Source organism: Streptococcus hillyeri (assembly GCF_041081565.1).
Lineage (GTDB): Bacteria > Bacillota > Bacilli > Lactobacillales > Streptococcaceae > Streptococcus > Streptococcus hillyeri.
This window is the reverse complement of record NZ_CP163513.1, coordinates 1,664,960-1,682,034: the sequence shown is the minus strand read 5'-3', so window position 1 is coordinate 1,682,034 and position 17,075 is coordinate 1,664,960. Positions and strand designations below refer to the sequence as shown.

Annotated in this window: 15 protein-coding genes; 13 read left to right on the top strand and 2 right to left on the bottom strand. The window is 40.7% G+C overall.

What is annotated here, in order from left to right; genetic code table 11:
* The first annotated feature begins 312 nt into the window (after positions 1-312).
* From AB6M99_RS08070 to AB6M99_RS08020, 11 genes are all read left to right on the top strand, one after another.
* The gene (locus AB6M99_RS08070; protein WP_121835788.1) at positions 313-2,697 is read left to right on the top strand and encodes a primosomal protein N'; all 2,385 of its coding nucleotides are present in this window, start codon (positions 313-315) and stop codon (positions 2,695-2,697) included.
* Positions 2,698-2,721: 24 nt separating this feature from the next.
* Entirely contained in the window at positions 2,722-3,393 is a 672-nt protein-coding gene (locus AB6M99_RS08065) for a YdcF family protein (protein ID WP_121835787.1), read from the top strand.
* Between the two features lie 37 nt (positions 3,394-3,430).
* Complete coding sequence (gene fmt / locus AB6M99_RS08060) at positions 3,431-4,366, top strand: methionyl-tRNA formyltransferase (RefSeq protein ID WP_121835786.1); 936 nt, start codon at positions 3,431-3,433, stop codon at positions 4,364-4,366.
* Complete coding sequence (rsmB, locus tag AB6M99_RS08055; RefSeq protein WP_369350518.1) at positions 4,356-5,678, top strand: 16S rRNA (cytosine(967)-C(5))-methyltransferase RsmB; 1,323 nt, start codon at positions 4,356-4,358, stop codon at positions 5,676-5,678. Before fmt ends, rsmB begins: the two co-directional genes overlap by 11 nt.
* A 42-nt stretch (positions 5,679-5,720) precedes the next feature.
* Positions 5,721-6,461 carry a Stp1/IreP family PP2C-type Ser/Thr phosphatase gene (locus tag AB6M99_RS08050; protein WP_121835784.1) on the top strand — a complete coding sequence of 247 codons (741 nt, stop codon included), beginning with the start codon at positions 5,721-5,723 and terminating at the stop codon, positions 6,459-6,461.
* Positions 6,458-8,347 (top strand): Stk1 family PASTA domain-containing Ser/Thr kinase, encoded by a 1,890-nt coding sequence (pknB, locus tag AB6M99_RS08045; protein WP_121835783.1) that lies wholly within the window; start codon positions 6,458-6,460, stop codon positions 8,345-8,347. The genes AB6M99_RS08050 and pknB overlap by 4 nt, the downstream gene beginning before the upstream one ends.
* Before the next feature lie 568 nt (positions 8,348-8,915).
* Positions 8,916-9,611, top strand: a complete 696-nt coding sequence (gene liaF / locus AB6M99_RS08040; protein WP_121835782.1) for a cell wall-active antibiotics response protein LiaF — start codon at positions 8,916-8,918, stop codon at positions 9,609-9,611.
* Complete coding sequence (locus AB6M99_RS08035) at positions 9,608-10,615, top strand: sensor histidine kinase (RefSeq protein WP_121835781.1); 1,008 nt, start codon at positions 9,608-9,610, stop codon at positions 10,613-10,615. Before liaF ends, AB6M99_RS08035 begins: the two co-directional genes overlap by 4 nt.
* Complete coding sequence (locus AB6M99_RS08030; RefSeq protein WP_121835780.1) at positions 10,605-11,240, top strand: response regulator transcription factor; 636 nt, start codon at positions 10,605-10,607, stop codon at positions 11,238-11,240. Before AB6M99_RS08035 ends, AB6M99_RS08030 begins: the two co-directional genes overlap by 11 nt.
* A 128-nt stretch (positions 11,241-11,368) precedes the next feature.
* The gene (locus AB6M99_RS08025) at positions 11,369-12,769 is read left to right on the top strand and encodes a Cof-type HAD-IIB family hydrolase (protein ID WP_121835779.1); all 1,401 of its coding nucleotides are present in this window, start codon (positions 11,369-11,371) and stop codon (positions 12,767-12,769) included.
* Positions 12,769-13,131 (top strand): S1 RNA-binding domain-containing protein, encoded by a 363-nt coding sequence (locus AB6M99_RS08020; protein WP_121835778.1) that lies wholly within the window; start codon positions 12,769-12,771, stop codon positions 13,129-13,131. Before AB6M99_RS08025 ends, AB6M99_RS08020 begins: the two co-directional genes overlap by 1 nt.
* Before the next feature lie 282 nt (positions 13,132-13,413).
* On the opposite strand, the gene cysK is transcribed toward AB6M99_RS08020, so the two are convergent.
* Together cysK and AB6M99_RS08010 are read right to left on the bottom strand one after the other, a co-directional pair.
* On the bottom strand, positions 13,414-14,331 hold the full coding sequence (gene cysK / locus AB6M99_RS08015; RefSeq protein WP_369350516.1) for a cysteine synthase A: 918 nt from the start codon (positions 14,329-14,331) through the stop codon (positions 13,414-13,416).
* Positions 14,332-14,433: 102 nt separating this feature from the next.
* A complete protein-coding gene (locus tag AB6M99_RS08010; RefSeq protein WP_121835776.1) occupies positions 14,434-15,066 on the bottom strand; it encodes a YigZ family protein in 633 nt (210 codons plus the stop codon).
* A gap of 44 nt (positions 15,067-15,110) precedes the next feature.
* On the opposite strand from AB6M99_RS08010, the gene AB6M99_RS08005 reads away from it, so the two are divergent.
* Positions 15,111-16,403 (top strand): DEAD/DEAH box helicase, encoded by a 1,293-nt coding sequence (locus AB6M99_RS08005; RefSeq protein WP_121835775.1) that lies wholly within the window; start codon positions 15,111-15,113, stop codon positions 16,401-16,403.
* Entirely contained in the window at positions 16,400-17,062 is a 663-nt protein-coding gene (locus AB6M99_RS08000) for a ComF family protein (RefSeq protein WP_121835774.1), read from the top strand. Before AB6M99_RS08005 ends, AB6M99_RS08000 begins: the two co-directional genes overlap by 4 nt.
* Positions 17,063-17,075 lie beyond the last annotated feature (13 nt).

The window sequence follows — 17,075 nt, the reverse complement described above, 5'->3', positions numbered from 1 at the left end:
GAAATTCTCCAGTGGACAGTTTCAGCCTGAGCTTAGAAACCTAGGAGCGAAGGAGACCTAGGCTTGCCAAGAAGGAATGGAACTCTGTAGGAGAGGAGGTTCTGACACTGACTTCGTCAGCTTCATTTCCCACCTCAAAAGGCCTCCCAGACCTTAACGATTGAGACGAACTTCGTTCGCCTTATTCCCCACCTCAAAAGGTTTCCTAGACCTTTTGAGCGCCCCACACCACATTAGGAGAAGTGCTAACAAAAATACTAAATAAAAACTAATTGATTTTAACTTGGCGTAACAATTAAGAAAGGAAATCTTATGACAAAAATAGCTCAGATTATTGTCGATGTGCCTCTGCTGCAGACCGATAAACCTTTTTCATATGAAGTTCCTACTCATCTGGTGGATGTCATTGCTTTGGGATCTAGGGTGCATGTTCCTTTTGGTAAAGGAAACAGGCTTCTTCAGGGCTTTGTTGTTGGTTTTCTAGAGGATTCTGATACTGAGTTAAAAGAGATCGTTGATGTCTTAGATTTTGAACCTGTTCTTAATCAAGAGCAATTGGAGCTGGCTGATGCCATGAGGCAGACGGTATTTTCTTATAAGATTTCGATTTTGAAAACGATGCTCCCTAATCTTTTAAATAGCCAGTATGATAAGCGGTTAATAGCTTTAGAAACGCTTTCTGAGGACGACCGTCGGGATATTTTTGGGGATAAGGCGAGTTTTTCGGCAAATGAGTTAGAGAAATCGTTAGAAAATAGGGTGGCCCGTTTAGTCAATTTGGGGCATATTCAAGTTGATTATCTGGCTAAAGACCGTAAAAACATCAAAACCGAACGTTTTTATAGAGTTAATCGAGAGAAACTTTCTCAAGCAGATTTGGGAAATCGCGCTAAAAGACGTTTGGAATTACAAGATTACTTATTAGAAAATGCTCAGGATGGTAAAATAGCAGAGCTGAATAAAGCTTTTTCAGCTTCTATTGTCAAATACTTTATTGAGCATGGTTTGATAGAAATCTATGAAGTAGAACAAAATCGCTCAGACGAGTATTTTGAGCGTGTAGAGGAAACTGTTTTTCTTACTCTCAATGCCCAGCAGCAAAATGTGGTTGATAGTGTGACTGAAAAAATTGGTCAAGAGAGCAAGCCATTTTTGTTACAAGGAATTACAGGTTCGGGTAAGACAGAAGTTTACCTTCACATTATTGATAAGGTATTAAAATTAGGAAAAACGGCTATTGTTCTAGTACCAGAGATATCATTAACACCTCAAATGACGCAGCGCTTTATTTCACGCTTTGGAAAACAGGTTGCCATTATGCACTCGGGATTGTCTGACGGTGAAAAATTTGATGAGTGGCGCAAGATTAAGTCTGGGAAAGCTAAGGTGGTTGTTGGTGCTCGCTCTGCCATTTTTGCTCCATTAGAAAATATTGGGGCAATCATTATCGACGAGGAGCATGAAACAACTTATAAGCAAGAGTCTAATCCTCGTTACCATGCTCGTGATGTGGCCCTGCTTCGTGCTAAGTTCCATCAGTCGGTCCTCGTTTTGGGATCGGCGACCCCTTCCATCGAAAGTCGAGCCAGAGCCAGCAAAAGTGTCTATGAGTTTTTACAATTGACTCAACGTGCTAATCCTTTAGCGACAATTCCTACGGTACGGATTGTTGATTTTAGAGATGTTATCGGTCAGCAGGAGGCTGGTAATTTTACGCCTCTTTTACTGGATAAGATTCGGGAGCGTCTTGCCAAGAAAGAACAGGTTGTCTTGATGCTTAATCGCAGAGGCTACTCATCTTTTATCATGTGCCGAGATTGTGGCTACGTTGATGAATGTCCTAATTGCGATATTTCGTTGACCTTACACATGGATACTAGGACGATGAACTGTCATTATTGTGGGCATCAAGCAGCTATTCCTAACGTCTGTCCAAATTGTCAGAGCAGGAGTATTCGTTATTACGGAACGGGGACTCAGAAAGCCTATGACGAGTTATCAGAGTTGTTACCCGAGGCTAAAATTTTACGAATGGATGTTGATACGACTCGTCAAAAAGGGGCTCATGAAAAGATTTTAGAGACTTTTGGAAATGGCGGAGCAGATATTTTGCTTGGGACTCAGATGATTGCAAAAGGGCTGGATTTTCCTAATGTAACTCTAGTGGGTGTGCTTAATGCAGATACCTCACTCAATTTACCAGACTTTCGTGCTGCTGAGCGAACATTTCAGTTATTGACACAAGTTGCAGGGCGAGCAGGGCGTGCAGAAAAGGCTGGTGAGGTAGTCATTCAGACCTACAACCCAGATCATTACGCCATTCAATTTGCCAAAAATCAAGATTATGAGGGCTTTTACCACTATGAAATGAACATTCGCAGACAGCTATCCTACCCGCCTTACTATTACACGGTTGGTTTGACCTTATCCCACAGAGATGAAACCTTACTTATTAATAAGAGCTATCAAGTCATGGAAAAGCTGCGCAGCTATTTATCAGAAAAAGTCAAAATTTTAGGACCAACACCTAAGCCAATCGCTAGAACTCATAATTTATACCATTATCAAATCATTATCAAATATCGCTTTGAGGACAATCTTGAAGCTGTTCTAAATGATATTTTGGATTGGACACAAGAACCGAATAATAAAGATTTGAGACTAGCCATTGACCATGAACCACAGAATATGATGTAAGATGTTAGCAATGAAAGGACTGTAATGAAGCCAATGATATCTAAGACTCCTGATGTTCCTAGTCAATTGACACAGGAAGAAATTGATTTTTTAACACAAGTAACATTTGGTGAGGAAGTTTCACCCCAAAAATGTGATGTTCTTTTTATCTTTTCAGGGACTCACCCTGGTCATTGGGAAAAGGCTATTGAAGCCTATCAAAAAGGTTATGTTGATAAGATTCTTGTAACCGGTGGACGTAGTTTGACGGGCACGCCACATCCTGATTGGCATTTTGAAGGACAGACAGAAGCGGATGTTATTATGGCTTTTCTTTTTGAAGCTGGTATTCCTAAAGATTGTATTGTTGCAGAGAAAAAATCGACCAATACCTTGGAAAATGTGACTTGTGCCAAAGAGGTTTTTGATTTTTCTACGGTTGATCGTGTCATGTTTATCTGTAAAAGTCACGCCACCGGACGTCAGTGGCGAACCTTGGTTAGGAACATCCCTAATGAGATTGAATACATTCCCTATACCTTTGATGCAGCATATAAGGGAACTCCAATCAGTCGCTACAATTGGATGGAGACGGGGATAGGGCGTTCAAGGGTATGGGGAGAATACTTACGAATTAAATACTATGGTGAAAAAGGAGATATCCTACCTTTAGAGAATGAAGCCATTACTTTTCCTATCTTAGACAAATCATGTTAAGATAGATATAGATTAAGAGCAGTGAAAGGAATATCACATGACAAAATTACTATTTATGGGGACTCCTGAATTTTCGGCAACAGTTCTCAAGGGACTTTTGGCGGATGGTCGTTACGACATTTTAGCAGTCGTAACTCAGCCAGATCGCGCAGTCGGACGTAAAAAAGAAATTAAAATGACACCTGTTAAGGAAGTGGCACTGGCTCACAATCTCAAGGTTTATCAGCCAGAAAAATTATCAGGTTCTGAAGAAATGGCAGAGCTGATGACTTTAGGTGCAGATGGAATTGTGACAGCAGCTTTCGGACAATTTTTACCAACCAAACTCTTGGATAGCGTTGGCTTTGCTGTTAATGTGCATGCCTCATTGTTGCCAAAATACCGTGGTGGTGCGCCAATTCATTATGCCATTATGAATGGTGAGGCAGAAGCTGGGGTAACCATTATGGAAATGGTTAAGGAAATGGATGCTGGAGATATGGTTTCCAAGGCTAGTACGCCAATTTTGGACGAAGATAATGTTGGTACCATGTTTGAGAAATTGGCTATTGTTGGTCGTGATTTGCTTTTAGAAACCTTACCTGGTTATATTGCTGGAGACATTAAACCAGAACCTCAAGACCATAGCCAAGCAACCTTCTCCCCAAATATCAGCCCAGAACAAGAGCGTATTGACTGGACTAAATCAGATCGTGAGGTCTTCAATCAGGTGCGTGGTATGTATCCATGGCCAGTGGCGCACACTTACTTGGATGGGCAACGTTTCAAAGTCTATGAAACAGCTTTGGCAGAAGGAAATGGCAAGCCAGGACAGATTATTTTTAAAACCAAGAAAGAGTTGGTGGTGGCAACAGGTCAAGGGGCTATTTCCTTGAAAACTGTGCAACCAGCAGGAAAACCTAAAATGGCGATTGCAGATTTTCTCAATGGCGTTGGACGAAATCTTGAAGTAGGTGATAGCTTTGGCGAATGATTGGAAAAAAACAGCGCGTGGTCAGGCTTTGCTTATCTTAGAAGAGGTTTTCCGTGAGGGGGCCTATTCTAACCTAGCTTTGAACAAGCAGCTTTCTCAGTCACAGTTGGCTGAAAAGGACAAAGGCTTGGTGACGGAGATTGTCTATGGAACGGTGGCTCGCAAGTTAACCCTAGAGTGGTACCTGTCACACGTTATTGCGGACCGTGATAAATTGCAGAGCTGGGTTTATGATTTATTGATGCTTAGCCTATATCAGCTGATTTACCTCGATAAGATTCCAGCTCACGCTGTCGTCAATGATGCGGTAGCCATTGCCAAAAATCGTGGTAATAAAAAAGGGGCTGAGAAGCTAGTAAATGCAGTGTTACGCAAATTAAGTAGTGAGCCACTGCCAGATCCTGATACGATTAAGCGTGTGAACAAACGTTATTCCATCAAGTATTCACTGCCAGTTTGGTTGGTCAAAAAACTTATCGAACAGTATGGCGAAGACCGTGCAGTGGCTATTTTTGAAAGTCTTTTTGTGCGAAATAAAGCAAGTGTTCGTGTAGCGAATGTTGCGCAATTGGATGAGATTGCTGAGGAAACAGGTGCGGACAAGTCACTGTTGTCACCAGTTGGTCTAACGAAAGCCAGTGGTCATTTTGCTGCAAGTGACTGGTTCAAATCAGGTACCATTACCATTCAAGATGAGACCAGTCAGTTAGTTGCTCCGATTTTAGATATCCAAGAAGGTGATCATGTTCTGGATGCCTGTGCGGCTCCCGGTGGAAAAACTGTTCACATGGCCAGCTATCTCAAAACTGGAACCATCACAGCCTTAGATTTGTATGACCATAAGCTCCAGCTGATACGTGAAAATGCGGAACGCTTAGGTGTTTCAGACAGGATTCAAACGCAAAAAATGGATGCTAGTCAAGTGCACCAGCATTTTGAACCAGAAACCTTTGATAAAATTTTGGTTGATGCCCCGTGTTCAGGGATTGGTCTTATTCGACGTAAACCAGATATTAAATATAATAAAGACATCAAGGATTTTACAAGCCTACAAGCAACGCAACTGGAAATCCTATCAAGTGTTTGTCAAACCTTGCGTAAAGGTGGTATAATGGTGTATAGTACCTGCACGATTGTAGCTGAAGAAAATCAAGAGGTTGTCAAAGCATTTTTAGCGCAGCATCCTCAATTTGAGCAGGTACCATTAGAACATGCACAGAAGGATATTGTGGTGGATGGCTGTTTGACTATCACGCCAGAACAATATTGGACTGACGGATTCTTCATTGCGAAATTCCGTCGAGTTGATTAGTGTCTTAGGAGGAAGAGCTGACAACGTTCAGCGGATACAACTATGAAAATTGCATTACAAACGGATATTGGCTTAAAACGTTCCAATAACCAAGATTTTATCAATAAATACACAAATAAAAGTGATATTACACTGATTGTCCTTGCAGATGGCATGGGAGGCCACCGTGCAGGAAATATTGCTAGTGAAATGGCAGTGACAGACTTGGGGCGCTCTTGGGTTAATACTGAGTTTACAGAACTCAGTGAAATTCGCGACTGGATGTTTGAAGCGATTGAAGCTGAAAATCAAAAAATCTATGAGCTTGGACAAACAGATGATTACAAGGGGATGGGAACAACAGTTGAAGTTGTTGCCTTTCTTGGAAATGTGGCGATATTTGCCCATGTCGGTGACTCTCGCATTGGACTTATTCGAGACGGTCAATATACCCTTTTGACTAGTGATCACTCCTTGGTTAATGCCTTGGTAAAAGCAGGGCAATTGACAGAAGAAGAGGCTGCTGTTCATCCTCAAAAGAATATCATTACACAGTCTGTCGGTCAGGCTGCGCCACTTGAAATTGATGTTGCAGTACAAGTCTTGGAAGCGGAAGACTATCTTCTGATTAATAGTGATGGTTTAACCAATTTGGTGTCTAATCAAATGATTGTTGATATCATTTCAGAAGAAACAAGTCTTGATGTTAAGACCGAGGCGCTTATTGAGCAAGCTAACTTTGAAGGTGGGCTTGACAATATTACCGTTGCCTTAGTTGCGGTCGAAAGTGAGGACGTGGAATGATTCAGATTGGCAAATTGTTTGCTGGTCGGTATCGTATTCTCAAATCTATTGGTCGTGGTGGCATGGCCGATGTATACTTGGCAAATGACCTGATTTTGGACAATGAGGAAGTCGCTATTAAGGTGCTTCGGACTAATTATCAGACGGACCAAGTTGCTGTCGCTCGTTTCCAACGTGAAGCGCGTGCCATGGCAGAACTTTCTCACCCTAATATTGTTGCGATTCGTGACATTGGTGAGGAAGATGGTCAACAATTTCTTGTTATGGAATATGTTGACGGTTCAGATTTGAAGAAATATATTCATGACCACGGACCTTTATCAAATGAAGAAGTCATTCGCATCATGAGACAGGTCTTGTCAGCGATGACGTTAGCTCACCAAAAAGGGATTATTCACCGAGACTTGAAACCTCAGAATGTGCTTTTGACTAGAGATGGTAGAGCCAAGGTGACGGATTTTGGGATTGCGGTGGCCTTTGCTGAAACCAGTTTGACCCAAACCAATTCAATGCTCGGGTCAGTGCATTATTTATCACCTGAACAGGCGCGTGGTTCTAAAGCAACCATTCAAAGTGATATTTATGCCATGGGGATTATGCTGTTTGAAATGTTGACCGGACATATCCCTTACGATGGTGATTCAGCCGTAACGATTGCTCTGCAGCATTTTCAAAAACCATTGCCGTCGATTATAGCAGAAAATAACACCGTGCCACAGGCTTTGGAAAATGTTGTTTTGCGTGCGACAGCTAAAAAGTTGACAGATCGTTACGTTTCGACTTATCAAATGATTAGAGACCTTTCTTCAGCACTGGATTCTGGTCGAGCAAGAGAGCGCCGTTTGACATTTGATGACGGTATGCAATCGAAAACTAGCTTACCTAAAGTTGAAACCAATACAGCTAAAACACCTCGTGATAAGCTATTAAAACCAACCCCAGAACCTGAAATAGGGCAAGCAGCCCCAGAAATCTTGGAAAATCAAGAGCAAGCCTCACAAAAAGTAAACAAGAAAAAACGTCATCCAATCGCAACACTCTTTAAAATCTTTTTAGGAGTTCTGTTGTTGTTTAGTATCCTCTTTGGTTACTTGGCGCTTTCAACGCCACCTTCAGTCACTATTCCTGATATTGTTGGTCAAACGCAGGAAGAGGCAACGCATTCTCTTGAAGATGCTGGTCTGAAGCTAGGAAAAGTTTACGAAATTGATAATGACTCTATTGAGGCTGGAAGAGTGGTCAAAACGAATCCTACAGCAGGGTCAAACCGCAAAAAAGGCTCTAAAGTTGATTTATACGTTTCCTTAGGTCATAAGAGTTTTGAAATGCCAAACTACACAGGTCAAACTTACGAACAGGCTAAAAAAGAATTAATCGAAACTTATCATGTCGCAGAAGAAAATATCAGCTATGAGAATATTGAAGGAACTGAATTTGAGGTAGGAACAATTATTTCTCAAACGCCAGAAGCTGGGACTACTTATACGATTACAGATTCAACAAAAATTGTTTTTAAGGTTGCGACTAAAGATAACATTATCATGCCAAATGTGACGACAGATGAGTCTGGTAATGCACTGACTTACAATCAAGCAGTTACCATATTAACTACTTTGGGAATCTCAGAGTCACGGATTAAATTTTACACTCAGTCTGAAGCCGGTTATGTTGAGGTGAAAAAACCAAGTCGCGGTAGTGTTATTGTTGCTCAAGAACCTTACTATGGAGAAGCGATTTCAGTCAAAGGCAAAGGAGATATAGCTCTGTACATCCAGGGAGATATTACCACAACAACCCTTACTGAAACAACGGCTAGCCACAGTGAATCAGCAAGCGTATCTGAAAATACAACTGTTAGCGAAGCAGAAACGAGTGCGACCAATTAGATAAAAATCCGCCTTAGGGTGGATTTTTTGCTTTTTCCTATGAAACGGCTGAAATTTAACCATAATTCTGATAAAATGAACAATAGTGATGACGATAGGTAATACTCATCCAAAATCAAAATTAGCATTTTAGAACCTCTAATACTTTTGATGGACTACCGAACGAAGTGAGGCTAACATGTTTCTTTCGCTATAGTAGTATTCATATCAGTGACACTGTCCAGTGGACAGTGTCAGCCTGAGCTTAGAAATCAAAAAGCGAGGGGAATTTGTTTGATATGAACGGATTTTTGGGAGAACTACAGAAATTGAAAGTCAATTTCGTAGTAGTTCCCCCCGCAAGGATGATTAGGGTGGACGCTGTCGAGTAGTCGACAAGTACATCCAATCATCTACTGCGATAGAGATAAGCTCAAATCTAGCAATGAAACTCCGTAGGAGGTTTTGATGTTGACTTTGTCAACTCTATTTCCCACCTCCAAAGGTCTCCCAGACCTTTGGAGCGTCCGCACTTTTAAGAAAGAAACAAAAAGTAATTTTTGATTTTTGTTAAGTATAAAGGAGTGACATGAAAAAATTTCATATTTTCTTAATTGTTGAAAGTATTCTTTTAGCAATGGCGATCATGACCATATTGTCTAAGGATATTTCAGCCTTTCTCTTGCTCTTGGTTGTAACCTTACTTTTGCTGAGATTTTATAATCTAGGCAGTCGCAATAATTTTCTTTTGATAGCTAGTTTTTGGCTACTCTTTTTAGTGTTTATGCTAAACCCGTATGTCATTGTTGCCATCTTATTTGGGATGGTTTACATGCTGATTAACCATTTTTCTCAGGTGAAGCAAAAAAATCGTAGAGCCTTAATTCAATTTGAGGAAGAGTTATCTGTCACTTCTACTACCAATCAATGGATTGGTGAGCATGAGCCCCTAAAGCGTACAGGCTTTGCTTTTGATGATATCAATATTATCCGATTGACAGGAAATGATACGATTGATTTGACAGAAGTTATTGTAGCTGGTAAAGACAATCATATTCTCATTCGTAAGATTTACGGACCAACTCAGGTCATTGTACCGATTGATGTTGCCGTTCGCCTAAATGCATCGAGTGTTTATGGCAGTATTACCTTTTTGGACTATCCTGAATACGATTTACGTAACGAAACCATTACCTTAGAAGAAGAGTGTTACAGACAGTCTCATAAGCGAGTGAAACTCGTTGTCAGCGTTCTTGCTGGAAATGTAGAGGTGGTGAGACGATGAAAATTAAAACCATTATGACACTGTTTATCTTCGACATCCTCATTTTAGGGACTGTGACGTTTGTTCTCTTTGATAGTTTGGGCTTAAGTCTCAACATCATTATTTCAAACTTCAATCTGATTTTTAATCTTGGATGGAGTTTGCTATCATTGGCTGTTACGCTAATGGTGATACTGCTCATGGGATGGTTTTTGCTGGATGAGTACAGTAAACGCCAAACCAACTATCAATTGCGCAAAATTTTGGATAATAAGCCAATACGAGAATCAGGTGAAACGGAACTCAGTCAAAATTTGTTGCGCCTCTCAAGTAAGATGAGGCATTTGACAACGAACTTGCAAAAAACGGAAAATGCCTATATCGAAAATAGTGAGGACATTGTTAAGCAAGAAAGACGCAGGATTGCAAGAGACCTTCATGACACGGTTAGTCAGGAATTGTTTGCTTCTAGTATGATGTTGTCAGGTCTATCTCATGTAGCACCGGATTTGACAACGAAGCAGTTGCAAGAACAGCTGAAAACGGTGGAAGGTATTGTCAACGATGCGCAAAATGATTTGAGGATCTTACTCTTGCACTTAAGGCCAACGGAGTTAGAGGGGAAAACTCTCTCAGAAGGTCTGCGCATGATATTAAAGGAATTAACGGATAAGGCTAATATCAAAGTTGATTACCGAGCAGAAGTTTTTGAAATTCCAAAAGCTATCGAAGAAAATCTTTTCAGGATTGCTCAAGAGTTTATTAGCAATACCTTGAAGCATGCCAAGGCTAATCATCTAGAGGTTTATCTCATTCAAGGTGAGAGTGATGTCGAACTCAAGATGATAGATGATGGACAGGGATTTGATTTAGACGCTAAGAGGGAGCTCAGCTATGGACTTAAAAATATTGAAGACCGTGTGGAAGACTTAGCAGGGACGATGAAACTGCTGAGTAGCAAGGGAAGAGGCACTTCCTTGGATATTCGAGTGCCTTTGATGGAAGGAGAAGTGGATGACAATTAACGTACTTTTGGTAGATGATCATGAAATGGTAAGACTTGGGTTGAAGAGTTTTCTTAACCTGCAGCCGGATATTGAAGTGGTTGGTGAGGCTGACAATGGCAGAGTGGGCGTTGAACTTGCTCTGGAATTAAGACCAGATGTTGTGGTCATGGATTTAGTGATGCCAGAACTTGATGGGGTAGAAGCGACTTTGCAAGTCTTGAAAGAGTGGCCAGAAGCCAAAATTTTGGTACTAACATCTTATTTGGACAATGAAAAAATTTACCCAGTCATTGAAGCAGGTGCCAAAGGTTACATGCTCAAAACCTCAAATGCGGCTGAAATTCTTAATGCTATTCAAAAAGTTGCTAAGGGAAATCTTGCCATTGAAACTGAGGTCAATCAAAAATTCAAAGATTATCGGGATGACCCACATCTTCACGATGAGTTAACAGCGCGAGAGCGTGACATTCTAGGGCTATTAGCAAAAGGTTACGACAATCAAACCATTGCTGACGAACTCTTTATTTCCTTAAAAACAGTTAAGACCCATGTCTCTAATATTCTGTCTAAATTAGATGTCGCTGACCGTACACAAGCTGTTGTTTACGCCTTTAAGCATAAATTGGTTCCAGATAGCGAATAAAGGAATTATCTAGACTGTTGGAAATGATGTCAGTTACTCTCACTTACACCTTTTAGGCATAAATATGCTATAATAAGCTATTAGTTGTTTTGACTTAAAACTGAGAAAGGCCTTGGATAATTTTAAAGATGGATGCAAAAACGAAATACAAAGCTAAGAAAATTAAAGTCATTTTCTTTGATATTGACGATACACTCCGTGTGAAAGATACGGGATACATGCCAGAAAGCATAAAAACCGTCTTTGCTGGTCTAAAGAAAAAAGGATTTCTGACAGGGATTGCGTCAGGTCGTGCCATGTATGGTGTTGTTCCAGAAATTCGTGACCTTAATCCAGACTATTTTGTCACGATTAATGGTTCTTATGTCATTGACCGTAAAGGACAAGAAGTTTTCAATCAGCCAATTGCTCCAGAACTTGCCAAAGCATATGTGACTTGGGCAAAAGAGCAGGGCATTGCCTATGGTTTTGCCGGTAAGGACAAGCCAGTCGTTTCCGAACGAAGCAAACTGATTGATGAAGCCATGATTCCTGTTTATGGTGAATGTGAAGTGGCGCCAGATTTCCATTTAGAGAATGATGTTTATCACATGTGGACTTTTGCGGAAAACAATGCAGAGCTTCGATTGCCAGAAGAGCTCGCTAACCAGTTGCGTTTAGTCCCTTGGCATGTGCATTCATCAGATGTTGTCGCAGATGGCATTTCAAAAGCTTCAGGTGTTGGTCAAGTTTTAGACAAAGAAGGTCTGACACCAGCCAATGCCATGATGTTTGGAGACGGTCCAAACGACATGGAAATTTTTGACTATGTTGGTTTCAAAATAGCGATGGGCAATGCTGTCCCAGAACTTAAGGAAAAAGCAGATTACATTACAGACACAGTAGAAGAAGATGGCATTTTTAATGCCTTGGAGAAATTAGGAATGGTAGAAAAAGAATTGAACTTCCCACAATTAGACTTGACCCTTGTTGAAGGACCAGTTGCAACAATTAAAACAAACCATGGTGATATGGTCATCAAACTCTTCCCAGATCATGCTCCACTAACAGTTAAGAATTTTGTGGATTTAGCAAAATCTGGTTATTACGATGGGATCATCTTCCACCGTATCATCAAAGATTTCATGATTCAAGGTGGTGACCCAACTGGAACAGGTATGGGTGGTGAGTCTGTTTATGGCGGTAGCTTCCAAGATGAATTTTCAGATGAACTTTATAATCTTCGCGGAGCCTTGTCAATGGCAAATGCTGGACCAAATACCAACGGTAGCCAATTCTTTATTGTCCAAAATCAAAACCTGCCATACAGCAAAAAGGAAATTGCACGTGGTGGTTGGCCAGAGCCGATTGCAGAATATTATGCTGAAAATGGTGGAACGCCGCACCTTGATCGCCGCCACACTGTTTTTGGACAATTGATGGATGACGCCTCTTACGCTGTTCTTGATGCTATTGCAGCTGTGAAAACAGGTTACTCAGACAAACCAGTAGAAGATGTGGTGATTGAAACCATTGAGGTTGTTGACTAATGAAAATTGGACAAAAATATGAAGGCACAGTATCAGGTCTTAGACCCTACGGCGCCTTTGTGGTTTTAGAAAATGGCATCAAGGGCCTCATTCATATTTCTGAAGTTAAAACAGGTTATGTCGACAGTATTTACAATGTTTTTAAAATTGGTGACCATGTCCAAGTTCAGGTGATTGATTATGATGAATACAGTGGCAAGGCATCATTGTCTATGCGTAGCCTAGAGGAAGAAAAACACCATTTTCCACAACGTCACCGTTTTTCAAACAGTAGAGTGAAAATTGGATTTCAACCTTTGGCAGATAATCTGTCAGATTGGATTGATGAAAGTTTGACTTTCCTGCGAGACAAAGAAAAATAATGTAGTCATTGCATTTTGAAAAAGTTCAGGTTTGTCAAAAAACGTTAAAATTCTACAGGAGGTTTTGACGCTGACTTTGTCAGAATTATTTCCCATTGAGCATCATTATAATGTTTTGAATCAAGAATAGGACAATCAAAAATATGATGGATAGATTTATCTCATACTATCCTGATTAGATAGTGTCCTATTATTAATTCAAACAACTATATAATAAAAAACTCTTAGTTTTGGTGAGAACCAGTTCTAAGAGTTTTTTGGTATTGTCATTGAAAATTGGAATTATTCAAAATCGTAAAGTGCTGTTGAGAGGTAACGCTCACCATTATCTGGAAGAAGAGCGAGTACTTTTTTACCAGCGCCAAGCTCTTTAGCTTTTTCGATTGCTGCATAGATAGCAGCTCCAGATGAAATTCCTACGAGGAAGCCTTCTTTGGCACCGATTAAACGTCCTGTTGCAAGCGCATTGTCAGAAGCGACACGAATAATATCATCGTAAGCGTTTGTGTCAAGTGTATCAGGAATAAAACCAGCTGAAATGCCTTGAATTTTATGTGGCCCAGGTTTTTCTCCAGAGAGTACGGCAGATTCATCTGCCTCAACGGCAAAAATTTGAACTTCTGGGTTTACGGCTTTTAGAGTGTGAGAGACGCCAGAAACTGTTCCACCAGTTCCAACTCCTGAGATGAAGGCATCTAGTCCTGTTTCACCAAATGCTTCAAGAATCTCACGACCAGTTGTTGCTTCATGAATAGCAGGGTTTGCAAATTGTAACGGTACAAAACCATTGCGCTCTTCTGCGATTTCATGTGCTTTGGCAATCGCGCCTTTCATTCCTTCACTACCAGGGGTGAGGACAAGCTCAGCACCATAAGCTTGGATAATTTTACGACGCTCAATTGACATGGTGTCAGGCATAACAATAACGACTTTATAGCCTTTAGCAGCACCAACCCAAGCGAGTCCGATACCAGTATTACCAGATGTTGGTTCAACAATGGTATCACCAGGAGTGATTTTACCATCTTTTTCAGCCTGTTCAATCATGGCTAAAGCAATACGGTCTTTAACAGATGATCCTGGGTTGAAGGCTTCGAGTTTCACATAAACATCAGCAGCCCCTTCAGGAACAATATTGTTCAATTTCACAATAGGGGTTTTCCCCACCAATTCAGTAATATTATTATAAATTTTAGTCATACAGATACCTCACTTTTCTATCGCTATTATAAGGAGAAAAGCGGGTGCTGTAAAATACTAATTTTTTATAGTGGTGATAAGATTTTCTTATCATGGGAAAGATTACTGGACTGGAACTTCTACGATTTGATTTCCTGATTTTTGACAGGTTACCTTTCCAGCGTAAAATTCAGTGAGTTTAGCAATGGTAGTGTCCATTTTTTCCTTGTCAACGTAAATAGTGGTCGTCACATCTGCCCCGAATTGGGTGTCAAACTCTTGAAGCGTTTCAGCTTCAAGGAAGTTTCCAAAGGTTTGATACTGAGAATAGCTGAGCTGGATTTGGAGACCATCTAGTTCTTTAACTTCGACAATTCCGATCTCTGTCAGAGCGTTAGCGACAGAACCAGCGTAAGCACGAATAAGCCCACCTGCTCCAAGTTTAATCCCTCCAAAATAGCGCGTGACCACAGCGACGACATTGGTTAGCCCTTGTTTTTCTAGAACAGTCAGCATCGGAACACCAGCAGTACCTGATGGTTCTCCATCATCTGAAGAACGCTTGAGCTGTCCATCTTGCCCAATAATCATGGCAGAGCAGGAGTGATTAGCTTTGTAGTGCTCTTTCTTAATTTGAGCGATATAATCACGCCCTTCTTCCTCTGTTTCCACACGTTTAAGGTGACAGATAAAGCGCGATTTTTTAATCTCTTCTTCGACAATACCGTCTTTAGCAATTGTTTTATAGTTTTTCATACCCAAATTTTACCATATTTTTAATGAAATCCGAATAGTCAAGTATGGAAGATTTTTACGGACGTTTATTTGTAGCGCATCAACTTTCCGATGAGGAAAAAAGCAGAGCTAAACAGTTACCAGCCATGCTAGAGCAAAAAGGGAAACTCTGTTGTCAGCGATGTGGCAGTCACATATTAACAGACTGGCTGTTGCCAGCTGGTGACTATTATTGCAGGGAGTGTCTTATGTTAGGGAGAAATCGACAAAGCCAGCCTCTCTATTATTTCCCAGCGCAGCCTTTTTCTAAAGAAAAGTATCTGATCTGGCAAGGAACTCTGACGTCGTACCAACAGGAAATCTCAGATGGCATGAAAACTGCTGTGGCTAATAAGGAAAATATCCTTATTCATGCGGTGACAGGGGCTGGAAAGACCGAAATGATTTATGAGACAGTGGCAAGTGTTTTGGAGCAAGGTGGACAGGTTTGTCTAGCTAGTCCACGGATTGATGTCTGTCTAGAACTTCATAAACGCCTTAGCAGAGATTTTTCTTGTCCCATAGCGCTCTTGCATGGTGAGAGTGAGCCTTATACTAGAGCGCCCTTGGTTATTGCAACAACCCATCAGTTGCTTAAATTTTACCAAGCCTTTGATTTACTGATTATAGATGAGGTGGACGCTTTTCCTTTCGTTGATAATGCCATGCTTTATCATGGTCTTAACCAAGCGGTTAAAATTGATGGCGTCAAAGTTTTTTTGACAGCTACCTCAACGGATGCATTGGATAAACAAGTCAAACAAGGAAAGCTTAAAAAGTTAGATTTAGCCAGACGTTTCCACGCCAATCCTCTCGTGGTTCCCAAAATGAAGTGGCTGAGTGGACTGTTATTTAGTCTTCAAAAAGACAAACTCCCTTCAAAATTGTTGAAACAGGTAGCCTCACAAAGAGAAACGGGTTATCCACTTTTGATTTTCTTTCCTCACATTGAGATAGGACAAAGGTTTACTGAAATCTTAACGAAAACATTTCCACAGGAAACTATTGGGTTTGTTGCCTCAACAACAGAAAATCGTTTAGAATTAGTTCAGCAGTTTAGAGATAAAAAGCTGACTGTTTTGGTATCAACCACTATCTTAGAGAGGGGAGTTACCTTTCCCTGTGTAGATGTTTTTGTACTTTGGAGCAACCATAAACTCTATACGCGGTCCTCTCTTGTGCAGATTGGTGGCCGTGTCGGAAGAGCAATGGAGAGACCAACAGGAGAATTGATTTTCTTTCACGATGGCATGACTATAGAGATGGCAAGAGCCATTGCTGAGATTCGCCTGATGAATCAAAAAGGAGGCTTTGCATGACCTGTTTAATATGCGCAGCTGAGCTTAAAAAACGCCCTAGTTTTCAAGAACTATTAACCTTAGCTCCCTCTAAGACCCTGGTTTGCTCCGCTTGTTCCTCGACTTTTGAAAAAATAGCAGAGCAGCATTGCCCCTTGTGTTATAGATATGGGGAAAGCGAGGTTTGTAGCGATTGTCTCTACTGGCAGAAGCAGGGAAAGTCGGTTAATCATCAGGCAATCTATTGCTACAATACTGCCATGAAAGCCTATTTCAGTCGCTATAAATTTCAGGGTGATTATCTCTTACGAAAAGTATTTCTGAATGACTTAAAACTTGCCTTGAAATCTTATCGCGAATATACTCTGGTTCCTATTCCATTAAGTGACAAGCGAAAGGCAGAGCGTGGTTTTAATCAAGTAACAGGATTATTGGATGGTACTGGCTTATCTTATCAAGAATTATTGATAAAAAGAGAGGTAAAAAAGCAATCGGATAAATCTCGTGCAGAACGTTTGCAATCTCAAAATCCTTTTGAGTTAAGGTTCGATAAAGCTTTGCCTGATAAAATCCTTCTCATAGATGACATTTATACAACTGGAATGACTTTACAGTTAGCAGCCCAGCTTTTTCATGAAAAAGGAGTGAAAGAAATAAAAACATTTTCACTAGCACGCTAAAAAGGCTTGCAAT